The following is a 20382-nucleotide window of genomic DNA, read 5'->3' on the forward strand; positions in this document are numbered from 1 at the left end:
ACTTTTCACCGATTTAGCAAAACTGTGGCGCGGTTCAAATTCTGACCACCGTAGAGCAGGTTCTTTTTTCAACAGAAAGATTGATCTCAGCCGGAGCCAAAAAATGCGCGCTTCGTGATACAAAGGAGTCTTTCGTCATTCGACAGTACGCAACGCGTCTTTTCAGCCAGGGCGAGTCATGCAAGAAGAGCAGTCATTACAGCGAACGGTTACACGGTTATGCATTCAGTGTGGGCTTTTTTTACTGCAACACGGCGCGGAGAGCGCATTGGTTGATGAACTCTCTACCCGACTTGGGCTGGCATTGGGAATGGACAGCGTCGAAAGCGCTATCTCCTCCAATGCTATCGTTCTGACCACCATTAAAGATGGGCAATGCCTGACCTCCACGCGAAAAAACCAGGATCGCGGCATTAATATGCACGTGGTCACTGAGGTTCAGCACATCGTCATTCTCGCAGAACACAAGCTGCTGGATTACAAAGACGTCGAGAGGCGCTTCAGTCAGGTCAGACCCCTGCGTTATCCGCGCTGGCTGGTCGCATTGATGGTCGGTCTCTCCTGCGCCTGTTTCTGCAAGCTGAATAACGGCGGTTGGGACGGCGCGGTGATTACCTTTTTTGCCAGTATGGTGGCAATGTATATTCGTCAAATCCTGGCGCATCGCCATTTGCATCCACAAATCAACTTTTGCGTCACGGCTTTTGTCGCGACCACCATTTCCGGTCTGATGTTGCACCTTCCCACCTTTAGCCAGACGCCCACGGTGGCGATGGCCGCCAGCGTCCTGCTGCTGGTTCCCGGTTTTCCGCTGATCAACGCGGTGGCGGATATGTTTAAAGGACACATCAATACCGGCCTGGCGCGCTGGGCGATCGCCAGCCTGCTGACGCTCGCAACCTGCGTGGGCGTGGTCATGGCGCTGACACTTTGGGGGCTTCGCGGATGGGTATAATCGATTTCATTCTCGCGCTGTTGCAGGACATGCTGCTTTCCGCGATCCCCGCACTGGGGTTTGCGATGGTCTTTAACGTCCCTCACCGCGCCCTGCCCTGGTGTGCGCTGCTCGGTGCGCTCGGTCACGGTTCGCGCATGGTGATGATGACCGCCGGGTTTAATATTGAATGGTCAACGTTTGTCGCCTCGCTGCTTGTCGGCAGTATCGGCATCCAATGGTCACGCTGGTATCTCGCGCATCCCAAAGTGTTTACCGTTGCGGCAGTGATCCCGATGTTCCCGGGAATTTCAGCCTACACGGCAATGATCTCTGCGGTGAAAATCAGCCACTTCGGCTACAGCGAACCGTTGATGATTACGCTGCTGACCAATTTCCTGAAAGCCTCGTCGATTGTCGGCGCGCTTTCGATCGGACTCTCTGTGCCCGGCCTGTGGCTCTACCGAAAACGTCCACGCGTTTAATCGCCGCGGCAGGCGCATCCCTGCCGCTCCTCCTCATCGGTGTGTTACTATAGAAGCAGTGTCCCTTCTCGGTTGCAGTCGGTATTGAGAAACATTATGTCATCCAGAATTTTGACCCCGGACGTCATTGGTATTGACGCCTTATTACACGATCACCAGACAGTGCTGGCGAAGTCTGAAGCTGGCGCGGTGGCGGTGTTTGCCAATAACGCCCCGGCCTTTTATGCGCTGACCCCCGCACGCCTGGCGCAACTGCTGGCGCTCGAAGAAAAGCTCACCCGCCCAGGGAGTGATGTGGCGCTGGATGCGCAGTTTTATGAAGAACCGCAACCTGTGCCGGTCGCCGTACCGCTGGGGAAATTCGCCATGTATCCCGCCTGGCAGCCGGATGCTGACTTTCAGCGTCAGGCCGCGCTGTGGGGCGTGGCATTAAGAGAGCCGGTCACCGCCGAAGAGCTGGCCTCGTTCGTGGCCTACTGGCAAGCGGAAGGCAAAGTGTTCCATCACGTGCAATGGCAGCAAAAACTGGCGCGCAGCGTCCAGATCGGCCGCGCGAGCAACGGTGGCCTGCCGAAGCGCGATGTGAACACGGTCAGCGAACCAGATAATCAAATTCCACCGGGTTTTAGAGGTTAACCATGAAAAACGTTGGCGATCTGATGAAACGTCTGCAAAAAATGATGCCCGCCCATATCGAACCGGCGTTCAAAACGGGTGAAGAGCTACTGGCGTGGCAAAAGGAGCAAGGCGAAATTCGCGCCGCCGCACTGGCTCGCGAAAATCGGGCGATGAAAATGCAGCGCACTTTTAACCGTTCCGGCATCCGTCCGTTACATCAAAACTGCTCGTTCGATAACTATCATGTGGAATGCGAAGGCCAGATGAATGCGCTAAGCAAAGCGCGCCAGTATGTGGAAGAGTTCGATGGCAACATCGCCAGTTTTATCTTCTCCGGCAAACCGGGGACGGGGAAAAACCACCTCGCCGCGGCAATCTGCAACGAGCTGCTGCTGCGCGGAAAGTCGGTGCTGATTATCACCGTGGCGGACATCATGTCGGCGATGAAAGAGACGTTCAGCAATCGCCAAACCAGTGAAGAGCAGTTGCTGAACGATCTCAGCAATGTTGATCTGCTGGTCATTGATGAGATCGGCGTGCAAACCGAATCGCGCTATGAAAAGGTGATCATCAACCAGATCGTCGATCGTCGTTCCTCTTCAAAACGCCCGACCGGCATGCTCACCAACAGCAACATGGAAGAAATGACCAAGCTGCTGGGTGAACGCGTGATGGATCGCATGCGACTGGGTAACAGCCTGTGGGTAATCTTCAACTGGGATAGTTTCCGCAGTCGGGTAACTGGCAAAGAGTATTAAGACCATTCTTAGACTTAGCAGCGCTATACTCCGACGAAGGTCTATACACGAGTAATCACAATGAAAACGACAAAACGTTTGCTGTGCTGCGCAATCGCGGCCAGCGCCTGCTTCGCAGCCAATACTTTCGCCGCCTCCTGGCAAGACTCGCTCTCCAGCGCCGCCAGCGAACTGAGCAAGCAGAGTACCACCTCATCGCAAAGCGGCACCTCGCTCTCTTCCCTGACCAGCCTGCTGAACGGCGGCAACCAGGCGCTGAGTGCGAACAATATGAATAACGCCGCCGGGATTTTGCAATACTGCGCGAAGCAGAAGCTGGCGTCCGTTACCGATGCGGAAAATGTGAAAAATCAGGTACTGGATAAACTGGGCCTCGGCGCAACCGAGCAAAAGCAGGACACCAACTATCTGGACGGTATTCAGGGTCTGCTCAATACCAAAGACGGTCAGCAGCTTAACCTGAACAATATCGGCAGCACGCCGCTCGCGGAAAAAGTGAAAACCAAAGCCTGTGACCTGGTGCTCAAACAGGGTATGAACTTTATTTCCTGATCCCCGACGCCGCGTTTTGGCCGTTTTCTGCCAGACGCGGCGCGTCTCTCTCCCTTTTCCCCCTTCCCCTTTACTCATCCCAGTTATGGCGGGGAGTGACGGCGATCAAAAAAGTCTATATCTAAACCAATTCTGAATAACAACGTAATTAAATGTCACTAGAATTGCAGCTAAGTGACAACCCCATTACATTGTACTTTCTGTAAACGCTAATCTGCCAGTCGAAGGCCTGGTTTAGAGCCTTATCACAAGGCTATTTGTGAGGATCGTCCGTTGTCTGAGTTACTCTCCATCGCGCTGTTTCTTGCCTCTGTACTGATTTATGCCTGGAAAGCGGGTCGCAACACTTGGTGGTTTGTCGCCACCCTGACGGTGCTGGGACTTTTTGTGGTTCTCAATATCACGCTTTTCGCCAGCGACTATTTCACGGGTGATGGCATTAACGATGCAGTACTCTACACGTTGACGAACAGTCTGACAGGGGCCGGTGTCGGCAAATACATTCTGCCGGGTATCGGCATTGCGCTGGCGTTAGTGGCGGTTTTTGGCACGCTGGGCTGGGTGCTGCGTCGTCGCCGTCATCATCCCCACCATTTTGGTTACAGCCTGCTGGCCCTGCTGTTGGCGCTGGGCTCCGTCGATGCCAGCCCGGCATTTCGTCAGATAAGCGAACTGGTCAAATCTCAGACCCGCGATGGCGATCCTGATTTCGCAGCCTACTATAAAGAACCGGCGAAAAGCATTCCTGACCCGAAACTGAATCTGGTGTACATCTACGGTGAAAGCCTGGAACGTACCTATTTCGACAATGAGGCCTTCCCGGAACTCACTCCGGAACTCGGCGCGTTGAAAAACGAAGGCATGGATTTCAGCCACACCCAACAGTTACCGGGTACAGACTACACCATCGCCGGGATGGTCGCGTCCCAGTGCGGCATTCCCCTGTTCGCGCCGTTTGAAGGCAACGCGTCGGCGTCAGTCTCCAGCTTCTTCCCGCAAAATATCTGCCTCGGGGATATTCTGAAAAACTCCGGCTACCAGAACCACTTTGTGCAAGGGGCAAACCTGCGTTTCGCCGGGAAAGACGTGTTCCTGAAGTCCCACGGCTTCGATTATCTGTATGGCGCCGAAGAGTTAAAAAGCGTCGTTGCCGATCCGAATTACCGCAACGACTGGGGCTTCTATGACGATACGGTACTGGATGAAGCGTGGAAGAAGTTCGAAGCACTCTCCCGTTCCGGCCAGCGTTTTTCGTTGTTTACCCTGACCGTCGATACCCATCATCCGGACGGTTTTATTTCGCGTGCCTGTCAGCGCAAACGCTATGATTTCGACGGTAAACCCAACCAGTCTTTTAGCGCCGTCAGCTGTAGTCAGGAAAATATCGCGGCATTTATCAATAAAATCAAAGCCTCACCGTGGTTTAAAGATACGGTGATCGTGGTCTCTTCAGACCATCTGGCGATGAACAACAGCGCATGGAAATACCTGAACAAGCAGGATCGCAACAACCTGTTCTTCGTGATACGTGGCGATAAACCTCAGCAGGAGACGCTGGCGGTCAAGCGTAACACCATGGATAACGGTGCCACGGTGCTGGATATTCTCGGTGGCGATAACTTTATCGGCCTCGGGCGTAGTAGCCTGTCAGGTCAGTCGATGTCGGAAGTGTTCCTCAACAGCAAAGAAAAGATCCTCGCCATGAAGCCGGATATCATTCGCCTGTGGAACTTCCCGAAAGAGATGAAAGATTTCACCGTCGACCGGGATAAAAATATGATCGCCTTCTCCGGCAGCCATTTCCGTCTGCCGCTGCTGCTGCGGGTGTCGGATAAGCGCGTCGAGCCACTGCCGGAAAGTGAATACTCCGCCCCGCTGCGCTACCAGCTTGCCGACTTTGCCCCGCGAGATAACTTCGTCTGGGTCGATCGCTGCTACAAGATGGGCCAGTTGTGGTCACCGGAACTGGCTCTCTCAACCGACTGGTGCGTCTCGCAGGGTCAGCTTGGCGGTGAGCAAATCGTCCAGCATGTTGATAAAGCGCAGTGGAAAGGCAAAACGGCCTTTAAAGACACGGTTATCGACATGGAACGCTATAAAGGCAACGTCGATACCCTGAAAATCGTCGACAACGACATCCGCTATAAAGCCGACAGCTTTGTCTTCAACGTGGCAGGCGCGCCGGAAGAGGTGAAGCAGTTCAGTGGGATTTCTCGTCCGGAATCCTGGGGGCGCTGGTCCAACGCGCAACTGGCGGAAGAAGTGAAGATCGAATACAAACAGCCGCTGCCGAAAAAATTCGATCTGGTGATCACCGCCAAAGCCTTCGGCGACAATGCGAATCGTCCAATTCCGGTGCGCGTAGGCAAGGAAGAGCAGACGCTGGTGTTAAGTCACGATGTCACCACCACCACGCTGCATTTCGACAACCCGACGCAGGCGGATACGCTGGTGATTGTCCCGCCCGATCCAGTCTCAACCAACGAAGGCAACATTCTCGGTCACTCGCCGCGTAAGCTGGGGATCGGGATGGTAGAAATCAAAGTGGTCAGCGCTCAGGGCTGACCACCGACAATAAAAAAAACAGCGCCCAACACAACTCCGGGCGCTGCATGGCAATCGTCAGAACGTAATCACCCCTTTGATCAACGCCCGGTTGTTAATCACATCGTGTTCGAAGATATCCGCAAGCTGGCTGAACGGATAGCGATGCGTAAGCATCATTTCAGCGCTCAGTTTGCCTTCTGCCATCAGTCGTCCAACCTTCGCAAAATCCTCCGGCGTGGCGTTACGGCTGCCCATCATGGTGGTCTCTTTCTTGTGAAATTCCGGGTCAGAGAACTGTAAATCGCCTTTAAACAACCCGACAAAGACAATGGTGCCGCCGTGACGAATCAGATTCACGCTATTGTTCATGGCATGCTGGTTACCCGTCGCATCGAGCACTTTCTGCGCCAGAGAACCGCCAAACTGCGCACGCAGTTGAGCCTCAAAATCTGCCGCAGAGGGATCCACCACCGGCAGGTCAAGACGCGAAGCAACGTGTTCGCGACGCGCGGCACTGGTATCGGCGACCACCACCTGCGCCCCCTCCGCTTTGGCGATAGCCGCCGCGCCGATCCCAATCGGTCCGGCTCCGACGACCAGTACCTGCTCACCGGGGACGATTGCCGCCCGACGTACCGCATGTGCGCTAATCGCATAAGGCTCGATCAACGCCGCTGCCTGAGGATCAATCCCCTCTGCCAGCAGCAGGTTGGTCGCCGGCACGCTGAGATACTCGCTAAACCCTCCGTCCTGATGCACGCCGATCACGGAGATCTTCTCGCAGCAGTTCGTTCGCCCTCCCAGACACGCTGGGCACTGCTGACAGGCGACATAAGGGATCACCGCCACCTGCTGACCCACTTTAAACTGCGTCACCTTCTCGCCGAGCGTCACAATATCCCCACATATTTCATGGCCTAACACGCGTGGATAACTGAAAAAAGGTTGATTACCTCCCCAGGCATGAATATCGGTTCCGCAAATACCGACAGACTTAATTTTAATTAGCGCTTCATGTTTATCCGGAATCGGAATATCGCGTTTCTCATGAATTAATTTTTTGGGTTCCTGGCAAATCAACATATTCATTGTGGACATCGTTATGCGCTCCTGTTTCTTTGTTGCTTCAGATATTGATGAAAATAGAAATAGCCGCGTAACGAGAAAGCTAATTTGTGAAACCCTGCGCATTAAAATGTTTTAAATCGGGTTTTAATGCAGTCAAAAGGAGATCCCGATGAGCCGTTCGCAAAATTTACGTCACAATGTTATCAACCAGGTGATCGATGATATGGCGCGCGGCCACCTTCCTTCCCCGTTGCCGTCGCAAAGTGCATTAGCCGAGATGTACAACATCAGCCGTACCACCGTGCGCCACATGCTGAGCCACCTCAGCGAGTGCGGCGTACTGACTCTGGTCGGCAACGACCACGTCATTACCCGAAGCCCCGAACATGATGATGGTTTTGCCTGCACCACCGCCTCCATGGCCGAGCAAAACCGTATTTTTGAGCAGGCGTTTTATACGATGATTAACCAACGCCAGCTTCGCGCTGGCGAGACGTTCTCTGAACTTCAACTGGCCAGAGCGGCGGGCGTCAGTCCGGTGGTGGTACGAGAATACCTTTTAAAATTTGGACGTTACGATCTCATCCAGAGCGAGAAACGCGGCCAGTGGAGCATGAAAAAGTTCGATCAGTCCTATGCAGAACAGCTTTTTGAGCTGCGTGAGATGCTGGAAACCCATGCGCTACAGCATTTTCTTAATCTGCCGGATGACGATCCGCGCTGGCTGCAGGCCAAAATGCTGCTGGAACGCCACCGTATGCTGCGCGACAGCGTCGGCAGCAACTTCCGCATGTTCTCCCTGCTGGACCGTGATTTTCACGCGCTGCTGCTCTCCGCTGCCGATAATATATTTTTTAATCAATCACTTGAGATTATCTCAGTGATCTTCCATTTCCATTACCAGTGGGATGAGCGCGATCTTAAACAACGTAATATCATCGCCATTGATGAGCATATGACTATCCTCAGCGCGCTGATTTGCCGCAGCGACCTCGATGCGCTTCTTGCACTGCGTAACCACCTGAATACGGCGAAGCAATCGATGATTCGCTCTATTCGGCAAGAAAACGAGTAAATTAAAAACACATTAAAAACAACAAACCTTTAGCAAGAGCACGATTTCATACAACACATACAGCACCATGATGACTTTCTGCTTACTTTCTGATTAGGCAGGATTCACTCTGAATTTTTCCGCCAGTAAAAAAAGTTGGTTTTATTCGTAGACCCCTGGGAGCAAGTAGAAAATGAACAAGATAATAGCCGTGCTGATTACTGTTTGTACTTTTTTTCTGCCATTCACCATTCAGGCTAAACCGCTTTCTATTAAAGTCGCATATGAGAATAATCCAGGCGAGCCATTAGATGTGGTGATGCGCTACTGGGCTGAGATTCTGAATAAAAAAAGCAACGGAGAAATAACGCTGGTTCTTTATCCCAGCTCACAGCTAGGGTCAAAACAAGATGTGACTGAACAAGCCATGATGGGAATGAACGTCATCACGCTCACCGACGTGGCTTTCCTTGCCGATTATGAACCTGATTTAGGTATTTTGTTTGGACCTTATCTGACTGACGATCCGCAGAAACTCTTCAAAATTTATGAGAGCGACTGGTTCCGTCAAAAAAATGAAGACCTGAAGAAAAAAGGGATTCATGTGGTGATGAACAATTATCTGTACGGCACCCGTCAGATTATTTCTAAAAAACCGATTCGCAAAGTAGAAGATCTTGCGGGGATGAAAATCCGCGTACCCAATAACGTGATGCAAATTAAAGCCATTCAGGCAATGGGCGCCACGCCAACCCCTATGCCGCTGGGGGAAGTTTACCCTGCACTGACTCAGGGCGTTATTGATGGCGTCGAAAACCCGATTTCCGTTCTGCAAGGGCAAAAACTGTTTGAGCAGGCGAAATATCTGTCGATGGTTAATTACCTGACCAACACCTCGGTATGGATTGGCGGCGAAGCCTTTTTCAGTACGCTCTCTCCTGAGCAACTGGAATTGATTCACTCAACGGGTTATGAAGCGGGTCTCTACAGCCAGAAATTAACGATTGAACGCGACGCCGAAATGCTGAAGAGCATGGAAGCGGAAGGCGTCGAAGTGATTTACCCGGATACCGAAGCATTCCGCCAGAAAGCACGCGAAGTGTACACGCAATTCCCGGAGTGGACGCCGGGTTTGTATGAAACCATTCAACAGCAACTGCAATAAATACAGGCACAGATCGCCCGGGACCTTTTTCTCTCAAGGCCAGGGCGACTCTCTGAAGGAGGATTAATGCGTTTCTTTGGCAAGCTTGTAGAACTGAGCGCAGCACTGGCACTGTTTATCCTGGTGGTCATGACCATTGCCGCCGTATTTATGCGTTATTTTGTCGGACAGCCCATCCAATGGACTGAGGAAATGTCCGGACTGCTGATGATATGGGTGGTGATGTTGGGCGGTGTGGTGGCTGAACGTGATCGGGCACATCTGACTATTCCTTTTGTCGTCGATATGTTCCCACATAAAGTCAAACGCATTATTGCCTCGCTGGTTGCCCTGCTGTCCATTGGGTTGCTGGTTTATATGGCCTGGCTGGGTTATCGACTGGCGGAAATGGCGCAGTATAAGGTCACGCAAATATTAAAAGTGTCCTGGTTCTGGATTGATGTTGCAGTTCCGGTCGGAACCCTGGCAACGGCAGTTTATACACTCTACTGGTTAATTAATGACTTTAAACAGGCCGATGTCGGTGAGGAAAAACAATGAGCTGGTTATTAATTATTCCACTAATGATCGTGTGCTTATTTCTGAATATTCGTGTGTATCTGGCAATGTTTATCGGCATTATTGCCTATTTCCTCTTCTTTTCCACGGTTCCGATTGAAATTGCTGTTCAGCGGTTGATTGCACCAACCCAAAGCCCGTCCCTGCTGGCGATACCCTTCTTTATTTTGCTGGGTACGCTGATGAGTTATACCGGTATTGCAGAACGTATCCTGCAGGTGGCGAATATTCTGGTCGGTAAAATGCGGGGCGGACTCGGTGTCGCCAATATTCTGGTCAGTACCATGATGGGGGGGGTCAGCGCCTCAAACCTGGCCGACGCAGCGATGCTGTCGCGCATGATGGTCCCCGAGATGGAGCGTAAAGGCTACAACCGCGCCTTTGCGGCGGCGATCACCGCCGGGGGATCGCTTGTCACCCCGATTATCCCACCGGGAATTGCCCTGATTATTTATGGTCTGGTGGCAGACGTCTCCATTGGCAAAATGTTCATGGCCGGCCTGATTCCGGGTCTGCTCTGTGCGGTGTTGTTAATGTTTACGGTTTATCTGGTTGCCCGTAAAACGAATGCTAAGCCCTCACGCGACACCTGGCCTACCGGTAAGGAAGCCCTCTTCTCTATTGGGCAGGCATGGCCCGCACTGTTTTTGATTTTTGCCGTCGTAGGGGGGATTCGCGCCAACATCTTCACCCCAACAGAAGCCGGTGCGGCTGCGGTACTCATCGTGTTGATTATCGGTTTCTTCATTTATCGTCAAATGACTCTCGGCCATGTCGTGAAAGCGCTGGGAGAAACGGCACGGGCAACGGCATCGGTCATGTTGGTCATCATGGCAAGTGCCGCGCTCGGTTGGATCTTCTCCATGGAACATGCTGGCGTCGCGGTGGCAAACTTTGTCACGACGCTGACAGAAAACAAATACATGTTCCTGTTAATTATCAATATTCTTTTGCTAACACTGGGAATGTTTCTTGAAGGGAATGCCATTCTGCTGATTCTGGTTCCCTTGCTTAAACCTGTCGTGGCGCATTTTGGTATCGACCCGGTACACTTCGGTATCATCATGATTTTCAACCTTTCCATTGGCGCCTTCACGCCGCCGGTTGGCACCGTCATGTTATTGGTCTGCAATATTACTCAGGTTTCCGTCGGACAGTTTTTCCGCCAGTCTCTGCCGTTGCTGGGTACCTTGTTACTCATGCTGTTGCTGGTGACCTACATACCGGCCATTTCGTTATTTCTCGTCTAAGCCGTTCATACCGTAACGTCCCCACTCCCGGGGACGTTACCCTGTGACCGGGCGCCGCGTTATACTGCCCTCCTTGTCACTTCATTCCCGGTATCGTTATGCACATCACCTTTCGCTCCAGCTTACCGGCAGATGCTGCCGCTCTGCCCGCCATTGAACGATCAGCAGGACAGCGTTTTTTAACGGTGCCAGCGCTGGCATGGATCGCGGACGATCACATTGTCAGCGCGGAACTGCACCGGGAATATGCCGCTAAGGGAATGAGTTGGCTGGCGCTCGCTGACGATCGGCCCGTTGGATTTCTGTTGGGCGAAGCGATGGAGTCGTCGCTGTATATTGCCGAATTTTCGCTGCATCTGGCGTGGCAGGGTAAAGGCATTGGCCGTCAGTTAATCAACACCGTCGCGCAGTGGGCGCGTGAGCAGGGTTTTACCTCCCTGACGCTCACCACTTTTCGCCATGTCGCCTGGAACGCACCGCTGTATCAACATCTGGGATTTGAAATACTGGAAGATGACGCGCTGCCGGCTGCATTACGCCAGAAGCGAGAGGAAGAAACGGCGCATGGCATCCCGTTTGAATCGCGTTGTGCCATGCGCCTGATGCTTAATTAAAACGTTTCCCAGTTATCCCCGGTTTCCGCTACAGCGGCTTTACGCGGTTGAACCGTGGTGGAAACGGACTTCACGTTGGCAGCGCCACGCGCACGCTGCTGTTCCTGCTGGATGTGGAACACGGCAACGGCCTGCGTTAGACGGCTGGCCTGCTCTTCCAGCGCGGCGGCGGCGGCGGCAGACTCTTCCACCAGCGAGGCGTTCTGCTGAGTCACGCGATCCATTTCCGCCACGGCCAGACCAACCTGGTCAATCCCACGGCTTTGCTCATCGGAAGCCGACGCGATTTCGCCCATGATGTCGGTCACGCGGGTTACCGCATTCACAATCTCATCCATGGTTTCACCGGCGCTTTCTACCAGCGTAGAACCGACGTCAACACGGCTCACGGAGTCTTCAATCAGGCTCTTGATCTCACGCGCTGCCTGCGCACTGCGCTGCGCGAGGTTACGCACTTCACCGGCAACCACCGCAAAACCGCGACCCTGTTCACCTGCACGCGCTGCTTCTACTGCCGCGTTCAGCGCCAGAATGTTGGTCTGGAAGGCAATGCCGTCGATCACGCTGATAATGTCAGCAATTTTCTGCGAACTGGAGGCGATATCGCGCATGGTTTGCACCACGTTATCCACCACTTTCCCACCTTTCTGCGCCGTTTCGGACGCACTCAGCGCCAGATGGCTGGCCTGACGGGCGTTTTCGGCGTTCTGCTTAACGGTCGCCGTCAGCTCTTCCATGCTCGCCGCCGTCTCTTCCAGAGAGGCCGCCTGCTGTTCGGTACGGGAAGAGAGATCGTTGTTACCCATCGCGATTTCGCTGGCGCCGCTGTAAATGGCGTTTGCGCCGTTACGCACGTCGCCCACGGTACGCACCAGTTCACCCTGCATGTGGCGCAGGCTTTCCGCCAGTTGGCCCATTTCATTGGTGCCTTCTACATCAATCCGCTTCACCAGATCGCCGCTGGCAATATGACGAATGCTCGCGATCAGGCGATTCATTGGCGCGATCAGAGACAGCTTGATGCCAAACCAGACGGCAATAATGACCACCAACACCGCCAACAATACGCAGCCCAGAACCCACATCGCCTGGCTGTAAGAGCTGTTGTTGTCTGCGACCGCCAGGTCATACAGACGGTCGTTCTGTTGCAGATAGTTCACATACTGCTTCTCAAAACCATCCTGATAGCCCTGGGTAGGCTGATCGAAAAACTCGTTGATCTTCCCGGCACCCAGCAACTGGATCAGTTCGGCCAGCGCGTTGTGATAGATATCGTAATTGCGTTTAATTTCTGCCGATGCCGCTTCGCTTTGACGTGGGTCGCGCGGCAGCGCTTCGTAATCCGCCCAGTTTTTTTCCGCCTGTTTCAAAGAGGCGCTGGCAATCTGCATCAGATCCGCAACGGTCGCGCCGCTGCCGATATTGCTCTGATCCATCATGTAACGGATACCCGCACGGTTCAGGGTGTTACGCGTTTGCAGCAGCGCCACCCAACTACCATTCAGCGTGGACTGCTGCTGGCGAATGGTTTGCAGAACGGTGAAGTTCTCTTTGTCATTTTTCAATGCATTAAAGAACAATCCGCCTGATGTGAGTTGTAAAAGGCCAAATAAAACCAGAACCAACAAGAGGCTGGTCACAATCTTGATACGTTTTAACATGTTTTCTCTTTCCGCTAGACAGATACTCTGATTGTCGGCCCGGAATGAGAAAACTTTATGAGATCGCGAGGGTTATCACAGGAAATTTGTTCAATTAACTGGCAAAAAATGCGATTACCCTCTACCCGAACGGGAATCAGGCGAGGATGCCTCGCCCGTTCTGCCTTATCTCAGCGCGGAAATATCCTCAAACAGGGAGCGGGTAATCGTCAGCCCTTCCTGTAGCGATTTCTCACGCGAACTGAAGCGTCTTTCTCCCGGCAAGCGTGCGCCCTGCTCTTGCATTGCGGCAAACAGGGTTTCCGCACGCTCCAGATGATGATGCGCTTCATCCCCGAGGAAGCGGGACGGGTCAAGCGCCAGAATCAGCTCACCGCCGTACGGCAGACCGCCCGCCCCCTCATCCCAGGCCAGCGATTCCGCACTGGTCATGTCACCGATGAGCGGCCCGGCCAACAGTTCAACCATTGCCGCAAACGCCGAGCCTTTGTGACCGCCGAAGGTCAGCATCGCGCCGTTTAATACCGCTTGCGGATCGGTTGATGGTTGCCCTTCGCTGTCGATACCCCACCCTTCCGGAATCGCTTTTCCGGCCCGCTGATGCAACTGGATCTCGCCGCGCGCCGCCGCGCTGGTCGCCATATCAAAAATGTAAGGCGGTTTGCCTTTGCGCGGCCAGCCGAAGGCGATCGGGTTCGTGCCAAACAGCGGACGCGTACCGCCTGACGGTGCGACCCAGGCGTGACTTGGCGTACAGGCGTAACCCACCAGTCCGGCGTCCGTCAGGGGTTCAATATCCGCAAATAACGCCGAAAAGTGAACGCAGCGGTTGATCGCCAGCGCCGCAATTCCGCATGCGCTGGCTTTACTGATGAGTAATGGCAGCGCCTGTTCATAGGCCACCAGCGAGAACGCGCCGCCAGCATCCGCTTTAACGATAGCGGGCGCCTGATCGAAAATCTGTGGACGGGCATCCGCGGAGACTTTTCCTTTACGCAGGGTCTCGACGATCCCCAGCAAGCGCCATAACCCGTGAGACGCACAGCCGTCACGCTCGCCCGCCGTCACATTGCGCGCGATAGCATCCGCATGTTCCGCGCTAAAGCCGTTGCAGCTCAGTACCTCACGCGCCAGCGTGTAAGCCTCAGATAAAGTGAGGTTTACTGTTTCCATGTTGTTCTCCTTATGATGTTGTCGGCAATAAGCGTAGTCGGTATTCACCCTTCGTTGGCGGATTTTTCTTTGTGATCTCAGTCACATAATATTCGCCGCCCGGCGCTCTTCTTTACCGCTTACTGACACTTCTGACCGCTTAACTCACCATTTGACCGCTCACTTATTTACCTTACTTTACACGCGCGACTCTCTGGCAAGATCGTCACCAACATAGCAGTCAAATTACCTCTTCAAACGCAACCCAAACCAAACGGCTTCGGCCAATTATTCATCTTATAAAACCAGGTTTTACTATGGATACGAAAAAGATATTCAAGCACATACCCTGGGTGATCCTCGGGATCATCGGGGCATTCTGCCTCTCGGTTGTCGCCTTACGCCGGGGTGAACACGTCAGCGCCCTGTGGATCGTGGTCGCTTCCGTGTCGGTATATCTGGTGGCTTACCGCTACTACAGCCTGTACATCGCCCAGAAGGTGATGAAGCTCGACCCTACACGCTCCACCCCCGCGGTCATCAATAACGATGGCCTGAACTACGTTCCGACCAACCGCTACGTGCTGTTCGGACACCACTTTGCCGCGATCGCTGGCGCAGGTCCGCTGGTCGGTCCGGTTCTGGCAGCGCAGATGGGCTACCTGCCTGGTACCCTGTGGCTGCTGGCGGGTGTCGTGCTGGCGGGTGCGGTCCAGGACTTCATGGTGCTGTTTATCTCTTCTCGCCGTAACGGCGCGTCGCTTGGCGAAATGATTAAAGAAGAGATGGGTTCCGTGCCGGGGACCATTGCCCTGTTTGGCTGCTTCTTAATTATGATCATCATCCTCGCGGTACTGGCACTGATCGTCGTAAAAGCGCTGGCCGAAAGCCCGTGGGGGGTCTTCACCGTTTGCTCCACCGTACCTATCGCGCTGTTCATGGGGATCTACATGCGCTTCCTGCGTCCAGGGCGTGTAGGTGAAGTGTCGGTGATTGGTATTGTTCTGCTGGTTGCGTCTATTTACTTCGGCGGCGTGATTGCTCACGACCCGTACTGGGGCCCGGCGCTGACCTTTAAAGACACCACTATTACCTTTGCCCTGATCGGCTATGCGTTCGTTTCTGCACTGCTGCCGGTATGGCTGATCCTCGCTCCGCGCGACTATCTGGCCACCTTCCTGAAAATCGGCGTTATCGTCGGCCTGGCGCTGGGTATCGTGATCCTCAACCCAGAGCTGAAAATGCCGGCCATGACGCAGTACATCGACGGTACGGGTCCGCTGTGGAAAGGTGCTCTGTTCCCGTTCCTGTTCATTACCATCGCCTGTGGCGCGGTCTCTGGCTTCCACGCCCTGATCTCTTCCGGTACCACGCCGAAACTGCTGGCCTGTGAAACAGACGCCCGCTTCATCGGTTACGGTGCGATGCTGATGGAATCCTTCGTGGCGATCATGGCGCTGGTTGCAGCCTCCATTATCGAACCCGGTCTCTACTTTGCGATGAACACCCCACCAGCAGGCCTGGGCATCACCATGCCGAACCTGCATGAGATGGGTGGCGAGAACGCGCCGCTGATTATGGCGCAACTGAAAGACGTGACTGCCCATGCGGCAGCAACCGTCAGTTCCTGGGGCTTCGTGATTTCGCCAGAGCAGATCCTGCAAACGGCGAAAGACATCGGCGAACCGTCCGTTCTGAACCGTGCCGGTGGCGCACCGACGCTGGCGGTAGGTATCGCGCACGTGTTCCACAAAGTGCTGCCGATGGCTGACATGGGCTTCTGGTACCACTTCGGTATTCTGTTTGAAGCACTGTTCATCCTGACCGCGCTGGATGCCGGTACCCGTTCAGGTCGCTTTATGTTGCAGGACCTGTTGGGTAACTTCGTCCCATTCCTGAAGAAAACCGACTCTCTGGTTGCCGGTATCATCGGTACGGCGGGCTGCGTCGGTCTGTGGGGATACCTGTTGTATCAGGGCGTGGTCGATCCGCTGGGCGGCGTTAAGAGCCTGTGGCCGCTGTTCGGTATCTCTAACCAGATGCTGGCAGCCGTGGCGCTGGTTCTGGGTACCGTGGTACTGATTAAAATGCAGCGCACCAAATACATCTGGGTGACCGTCATCCCGGCTGTCTGGCTGCTGATCTGCACCACCTGGGCGCTGGGTCTGAAACTGTTCAGCTCCAACCCGCAGATGGAAGGCTTCTTCTACATGGCTAACCAGTACAAAGAGAAGATTGCCAACGGCGGTGAACTGACCGCACAGCAAATTGCCAACATGAATCACATCGTTGTGAACAACTACACTAACGCAGGCCTGAGTATTCTGTTCCTGGTGGTGGTGTACAGCATCATCTTCTACGGTTTCAAAACCTGGATGAATGTGCGCAACGTGGACAAACGTACCGATAAAGAAACACCGTACGTTCCGATTCCTGAAGGCGGCGTGAAGACTTCTTCACATCACTAAGCTGATGCCGGGTAACGCTTCGCTTACCCGGCCTACAAAATGCTGTAAGCGTAGGCCGGATAAGGCGAAAGCCGTTATCCGGCTTTAATCATTCACGAGGCGGCACAATGTTTGGTAACTTAGGTCAGGCAAAAAAATATCTCGGCCAGGCGGCAAAGATGTTGATTGGTATTCCAGACTACGACAACTATGTCGAGCATATGCAAACCAACCATCCGGACAAGCCGTACATGAGCTATGAAGAATTCTTCCGCGAGCGCCAGCAGGCGCGCTACGGCGGCGACGGTAAAGGCGGCATGCGCTGCTGTTAGAAGGAGAAGTGAATGACCCCGATTGCAGTCACCCTACTCACCGGTTTTCTTGGCGCAGGTAAAACGACCCTGCTACGCCATATCCTCAACGAAGAACACGGCTACAAGATTGCCGTTATCGAAAACGAATTCGGCGAAGTGTCCGTGGACGATCAGCTGATTGGCGATCGCGCCACGCAGATCAAAACCCTGACCAACGGCTGTATTTGCTGTACGCGCTCCAACGAGCTGGAAGACGCGCTGTTAGACCTGCTCGATAACCTCGATAAGGGCACCATCAATTTTGATCGTCTTGTGATCGAGTGCACCGGCATGGCCGACCCCGGCCCGATTATTCAGACCTTTTTCTCCCATGAAGTCATTTGCCAGCGTTATCTGTTAGATGGTGTTATTGCACTGGTCGATGCGGTCCATGCCGACGATCAAATGAACCAGTTCACCATCGCCCAGTCGCAGGTTGGCTATGCCGATCGCATCCTGCTTACTAAAACCGACGTCGCAGGCGAAAGCGAAAAGCTGCGTGAACGCTTAGCGCGCATCAACGCCCGCGCGCCGGTTTATACCGTGACTCATGGTGATATCGACCTCTCCCTGCTGTTCGACACCAATGGCTTTATGCTGGAAGAGAACGTCGTCAGCGCCAAACCGCGTTTCCACTTTATCGCCGACAAGCAGAACGATATCTCCTCCATTGTGGTGGAACTGGATTATCCAGTGGATATCGGCGACGTCTCCCGCGTGATGGAAAATCTGCTGCTGGAGTCAGCGGAAAAACTGCTGCGTTATAAAGGGATGCTGTGGATTGAAGGCGAACCGAACCGTCTGCTGTTCCAGGGGGTGCAACGACTGTACAGCGCCGACTGGGACCGCCCGTGGGGCGACGAACAACCGCACAGCACGCTGGTGTTTATCGGCATTCAGTTGCCGGAAGACGAAATCAGAGCCGCCTTTGCAGCGCTGAAGAAGTCGTGATTCCCATGCCCGATGGCGCTACGCTTATCGGGCCTACGATTCTCCCCAGACATAACCCCCACAAGCCGGATAAGGTGTAGCCACCCGGCATTCACTCCGTAATCACAAACCGTGTTGCCGCAAAGCAGTTGAGTACGCGGTGGACCAGAAACACCATCGTGAGCGTTGCCAGCAGCGCGACGGTGACTGAGGTGATGCGATACAGATCGCTGAACACTAAATCGCTGTTCGGGTGCAGATTCTGGCCGAACATAATGCCGATGGTGGTGATGCTGGCGAAACCAACGCCTGCGCCCACTTTTTCCATTACGTGCAGACGGGCGCTAAAGGCCAACCCGAGACCGATCAGCGGCATCATCAGCAACATGTGATTACTGAAATCATAAATAAGCAACTGCACCACCAGAATATAGAGACAGGCCAGCACCACGCCGACGACGCGCCAGAGAGAACTCAAAACCGCGCCGCGATAATGCATCGGAAACAGAATCAAAATCCCCGCCATCAGCGCCGACAGCGAATCGCTCAGATCGCAGAGCTGGAAAATGACAAAAATCATCGTCGCAACGGTCCCGGACAGCAGCGATTCGTGGCGAATGCGGGCGTCATCTTTCTCAATACGCGGCGGGGGTTTGCGCGGCTCCACGTCGGGGATCAGATAGTGCAGCAGCGCACTCAGCGCTACCGCCATCACACAGGCTTCCATGTTGGAAAACATCAGCGTGTGCCAGTCTGTGGTGGGATAGCTCATAAAATTGAGCATCGTACTCTGGCAGACCACGCCCATAGACCCCAGCAGAAACAGCGGTCCCTTGCTCATAAAGCGAAAGCGCATCACATACAGGCCAAACACCACCAGCGTCATAATCACTGGCCACTGCGAGAGATAACCGACAATCAGCACCATTTCGATGCAGTTCACCGCCGCACTGAACACAAACTGCCGCGCCACGTGGCGGTTAAATACCGGCACCAGCGACATCAGCATCAGCGGATACACCACAAAAAACACGCCGTACTGGACGTTGTAAAAGGTCGAAATGCTTAGCGCGATCGTCCCGGCGGCGGCTATCCGCAGAGTCTGGCGAAAGTCGTTAGCCGTATAGACGATGTTGTCATGTGGCGTGAATACACGCGCCAGGGTGTTAATAGACATAATGCAGCCAACTGACCAGGCGGATTTGCGCACCAGCAAATGTTCGGGCAAACGGGCCTTCGCTGTTATACAACTGCACCGTGGCGCGGGCACCGGTCGGCAACGGTTTGTCCATTGGCTCACTGAGCGTTACGTGAATGCGCATCCGCTGCGCATCGCGCACCCAGCGCGTGGATTGCTCCGGTTGCGACAGTTGACCGTTTACCTCCTCCTGTCCGGCGAGGATCCCCGCATCGCTGCTGGTAACGCGCGCACGGAACACTTTACCCGGCATGGCATCAAACACCACCGCGGCATCGGTATTCACGCGGGTATGACGCAGGCTTTTCTCGCGAAAATCGGCCACGATGTCCGTCTGATTGCTGACCAGCGCCAGCAGTGGCGTGGCGGCGGTGGCGTAAAGTCCGGCGTTAAGCTGGAGATTACTCACCGTTCCGTCCGTCTCTGCACGCACTTTTGTCCATGCCAGATTCAACTGCGCCTCTTCCAGCGTATTGCGATATTTTTGCAGCGTCACGTTATGGCTGTCTTCGCGCTCGCCGCGTTGGATCAGCAGATTCTGGATGTTGGCATGCAGAGCGGTTACCGACTGTTCGCTGGTCTGCCAGGTCGTCCGTACCTTGTCGAGATCCGCCTGCGAAACGTTTTGCATCGTGCTTAGCCGCTGATAGCGATCGAACGTCAGCTTGTCATTACGCGCAGTATATTCGGCCGTACGCAGGTTAGCGCGGGCAGAAGCAATCTGTGCATCCAGTTGCTGATTGCTCAGTCTGGCCTGCGCAAAGGCGATTTGCGCGGCCTCGACTTTGTTAATAAATGGCGTGGGATCCAGCTCATAAAGCAGGTCGCCCTTTTTTACCTGACTGTTGTTCTGCACGTAGACGTGCGAGACGTACCCGGAAACGCGCGACGAAACCGGCGTCACGGTGCGCATCACCGTGGAGTCCGGCGTCAGCGGGATCCAGATATCGGCAACGATAAACCAGGCGAATATGGCAAGGAAAGCGGCAATACTCACCCTTACCCAACGGGCAAACTTCTGTTCTGGGGTCATCATAG

At 54.1% G+C, this 20382-nt stretch carries 19 protein-coding genes; 14 read left to right on the plus strand and 5 right to left on the minus strand.

Annotated features, from left to right (window positions below):
* The first annotated feature begins 178 nt into the window (after positions 1-178).
* The 6 genes from AL479_RS05200 to opgB all read left to right on the plus strand — a co-directional run bounded on the left by AL479_RS05200 (position 179) and on the right by opgB (position 5912).
* Complete coding sequence (locus tag AL479_RS05200; protein WP_061075311.1) at positions 179-955, plus strand: threonine/serine ThrE exporter family protein; 777 nt, start codon at positions 179-181, stop codon at positions 953-955.
* Positions 946-1419 carry a threonine/serine exporter gene (locus AL479_RS05205; protein ID WP_061075312.1) on the plus strand — a complete coding sequence of 158 codons (474 nt, stop codon included), beginning with the start codon at positions 946-948 and terminating at the stop codon, positions 1417-1419. Before AL479_RS05200 ends, AL479_RS05205 begins: the two co-directional genes overlap by 10 nt.
* A 96-nt stretch (positions 1420-1515) precedes the next feature.
* Positions 1516-2055 (plus strand): primosomal protein DnaT, encoded by a 540-nt coding sequence (gene dnaT, locus AL479_RS05210; RefSeq protein WP_061075313.1) that lies wholly within the window; start codon positions 1516-1518, stop codon positions 2053-2055.
* Positions 2056-2057: 2 nt separating this feature from the next.
* The gene (dnaC, locus tag AL479_RS05215; protein WP_042321989.1) at positions 2058-2795 is read left to right on the plus strand and encodes a DNA replication protein DnaC; all 738 of its coding nucleotides are present in this window, start codon (positions 2058-2060) and stop codon (positions 2793-2795) included.
* 60 nt (positions 2796-2855) lie between these two features.
* A complete protein-coding gene (locus AL479_RS05220) occupies positions 2856-3347 on the plus strand; it encodes a DUF2501 domain-containing protein (RefSeq protein WP_042321986.1) in 492 nt (163 codons plus the stop codon).
* A 273-nt stretch (positions 3348-3620) separates the two neighbouring features.
* Positions 3621-5912 carry a phosphatidylglycerol--membrane-oligosaccharide glycerophosphotransferase gene (gene opgB, locus AL479_RS05225; RefSeq protein WP_061075314.1) on the plus strand — a complete coding sequence of 764 codons (2292 nt, stop codon included), beginning with the start codon at positions 3621-3623 and terminating at the stop codon, positions 5910-5912.
* A gap of 57 nt (positions 5913-5969) precedes the next feature.
* Here opgB and AL479_RS05230 read toward each other — a convergent pair whose 3' ends face one another.
* Positions 5970-6992: a zinc-binding alcohol dehydrogenase family protein gene (locus AL479_RS05230; protein ID WP_061075315.1), complete on the minus strand. Its 1023-nt coding sequence runs from the start codon at positions 6990-6992 to the stop codon at positions 5970-5972.
* 139 nt (positions 6993-7131) lie between these two features.
* On the opposite strand from AL479_RS05230, the gene AL479_RS05235 reads away from it, so the two are divergent.
* From AL479_RS05235 to AL479_RS05255, 5 genes are all read left to right on the plus strand, one after another.
* A complete protein-coding gene (locus tag AL479_RS05235) occupies positions 7132-8037 on the plus strand; it encodes a GntR family transcriptional regulator (RefSeq protein ID WP_061075316.1) in 906 nt (301 codons plus the stop codon).
* Positions 8038-8209: 172 nt separating this feature from the next.
* Entirely contained in the window at positions 8210-9181 is a 972-nt protein-coding gene (locus tag AL479_RS05240; protein WP_061075317.1) for a C4-dicarboxylate TRAP transporter substrate-binding protein, read from the plus strand.
* Positions 9182-9247: 66 nt separating this feature from the next.
* On the plus strand, positions 9248-9721 hold the full coding sequence (locus tag AL479_RS05245) for a TRAP transporter small permease (RefSeq protein ID WP_061075318.1): 474 nt from the start codon (positions 9248-9250) through the stop codon (positions 9719-9721).
* Positions 9718-10989 carry a TRAP transporter large permease gene (locus tag AL479_RS05250; protein ID WP_061075319.1) on the plus strand — a complete coding sequence of 424 codons (1272 nt, stop codon included), beginning with the start codon at positions 9718-9720 and terminating at the stop codon, positions 10987-10989. The genes AL479_RS05245 and AL479_RS05250 overlap by 4 nt, the downstream gene beginning before the upstream one ends.
* A 98-nt stretch (positions 10990-11087) precedes the next feature.
* The gene (locus AL479_RS05255; protein ID WP_061075320.1) at positions 11088-11603 is read left to right on the plus strand and encodes a GNAT family N-acetyltransferase; all 516 of its coding nucleotides are present in this window, start codon (positions 11088-11090) and stop codon (positions 11601-11603) included.
* On the opposite strand, the gene tsr is transcribed toward AL479_RS05255, so the two are convergent.
* Positions 11600-13264, minus strand: coding sequence for a methyl-accepting chemotaxis protein (gene tsr / locus AL479_RS05260; RefSeq protein WP_061075321.1), 1665 nt, complete (start codon positions 13262-13264; stop codon positions 11600-11602). The two genes, AL479_RS05255 and tsr, sit on opposite strands and share 4 nt — an antisense overlap.
* Positions 13265-13429: 165 nt before the next feature.
* Entirely contained in the window at positions 13430-14437 is a 1008-nt protein-coding gene (locus tag AL479_RS05265) for an Ldh family oxidoreductase (RefSeq protein ID WP_061075322.1), read from the minus strand.
* Positions 14438-14733: 296 nt separating this feature from the next.
* Between AL479_RS05265 and btsT the strand changes: the two genes are divergently transcribed.
* The 3 genes from btsT to yjiA all read left to right on the plus strand — a co-directional run bounded on the left by btsT (position 14734) and on the right by yjiA (position 18167).
* Entirely contained in the window at positions 14734-16884 is a 2151-nt protein-coding gene (gene btsT / locus AL479_RS05270; protein WP_042321961.1) for a pyruvate/proton symporter BtsT, read from the plus strand.
* 107 nt (positions 16885-16991) lie between these two features.
* Positions 16992-17195, plus strand: coding sequence for a YbdD/YjiX family protein (locus tag AL479_RS05275; RefSeq protein WP_024130742.1), 204 nt, complete (start codon positions 16992-16994; stop codon positions 17193-17195).
* 12 nt (positions 17196-17207) lie between these two features.
* Entirely contained in the window at positions 17208-18167 is a 960-nt protein-coding gene (yjiA, locus tag AL479_RS05280) for a GTPase (RefSeq protein WP_061075323.1), read from the plus strand.
* Positions 18168-18258: 91 nt separating this feature from the next.
* Here yjiA and AL479_RS05285 read toward each other — a convergent pair whose 3' ends face one another.
* Positions 18259-19323, minus strand: coding sequence for a DUF2955 domain-containing protein (locus AL479_RS05285; protein WP_061075324.1), 1065 nt, complete (start codon positions 19321-19323; stop codon positions 18259-18261).
* Positions 19313-20380, minus strand: coding sequence for an HlyD family secretion protein (locus AL479_RS05290; protein ID WP_061075325.1), 1068 nt, complete (start codon positions 20378-20380; stop codon positions 19313-19315). Before AL479_RS05290 ends, AL479_RS05285 begins: the two co-directional genes overlap by 11 nt.
* Positions 20381-20382: the final 2 nt, after the last annotated feature.

The organism is Citrobacter amalonaticus (assembly GCF_001559075.2).
Taxonomy (GTDB): Bacteria; Pseudomonadota; Gammaproteobacteria; order Enterobacterales; family Enterobacteriaceae; genus Citrobacter_A; species Citrobacter_A amalonaticus_F.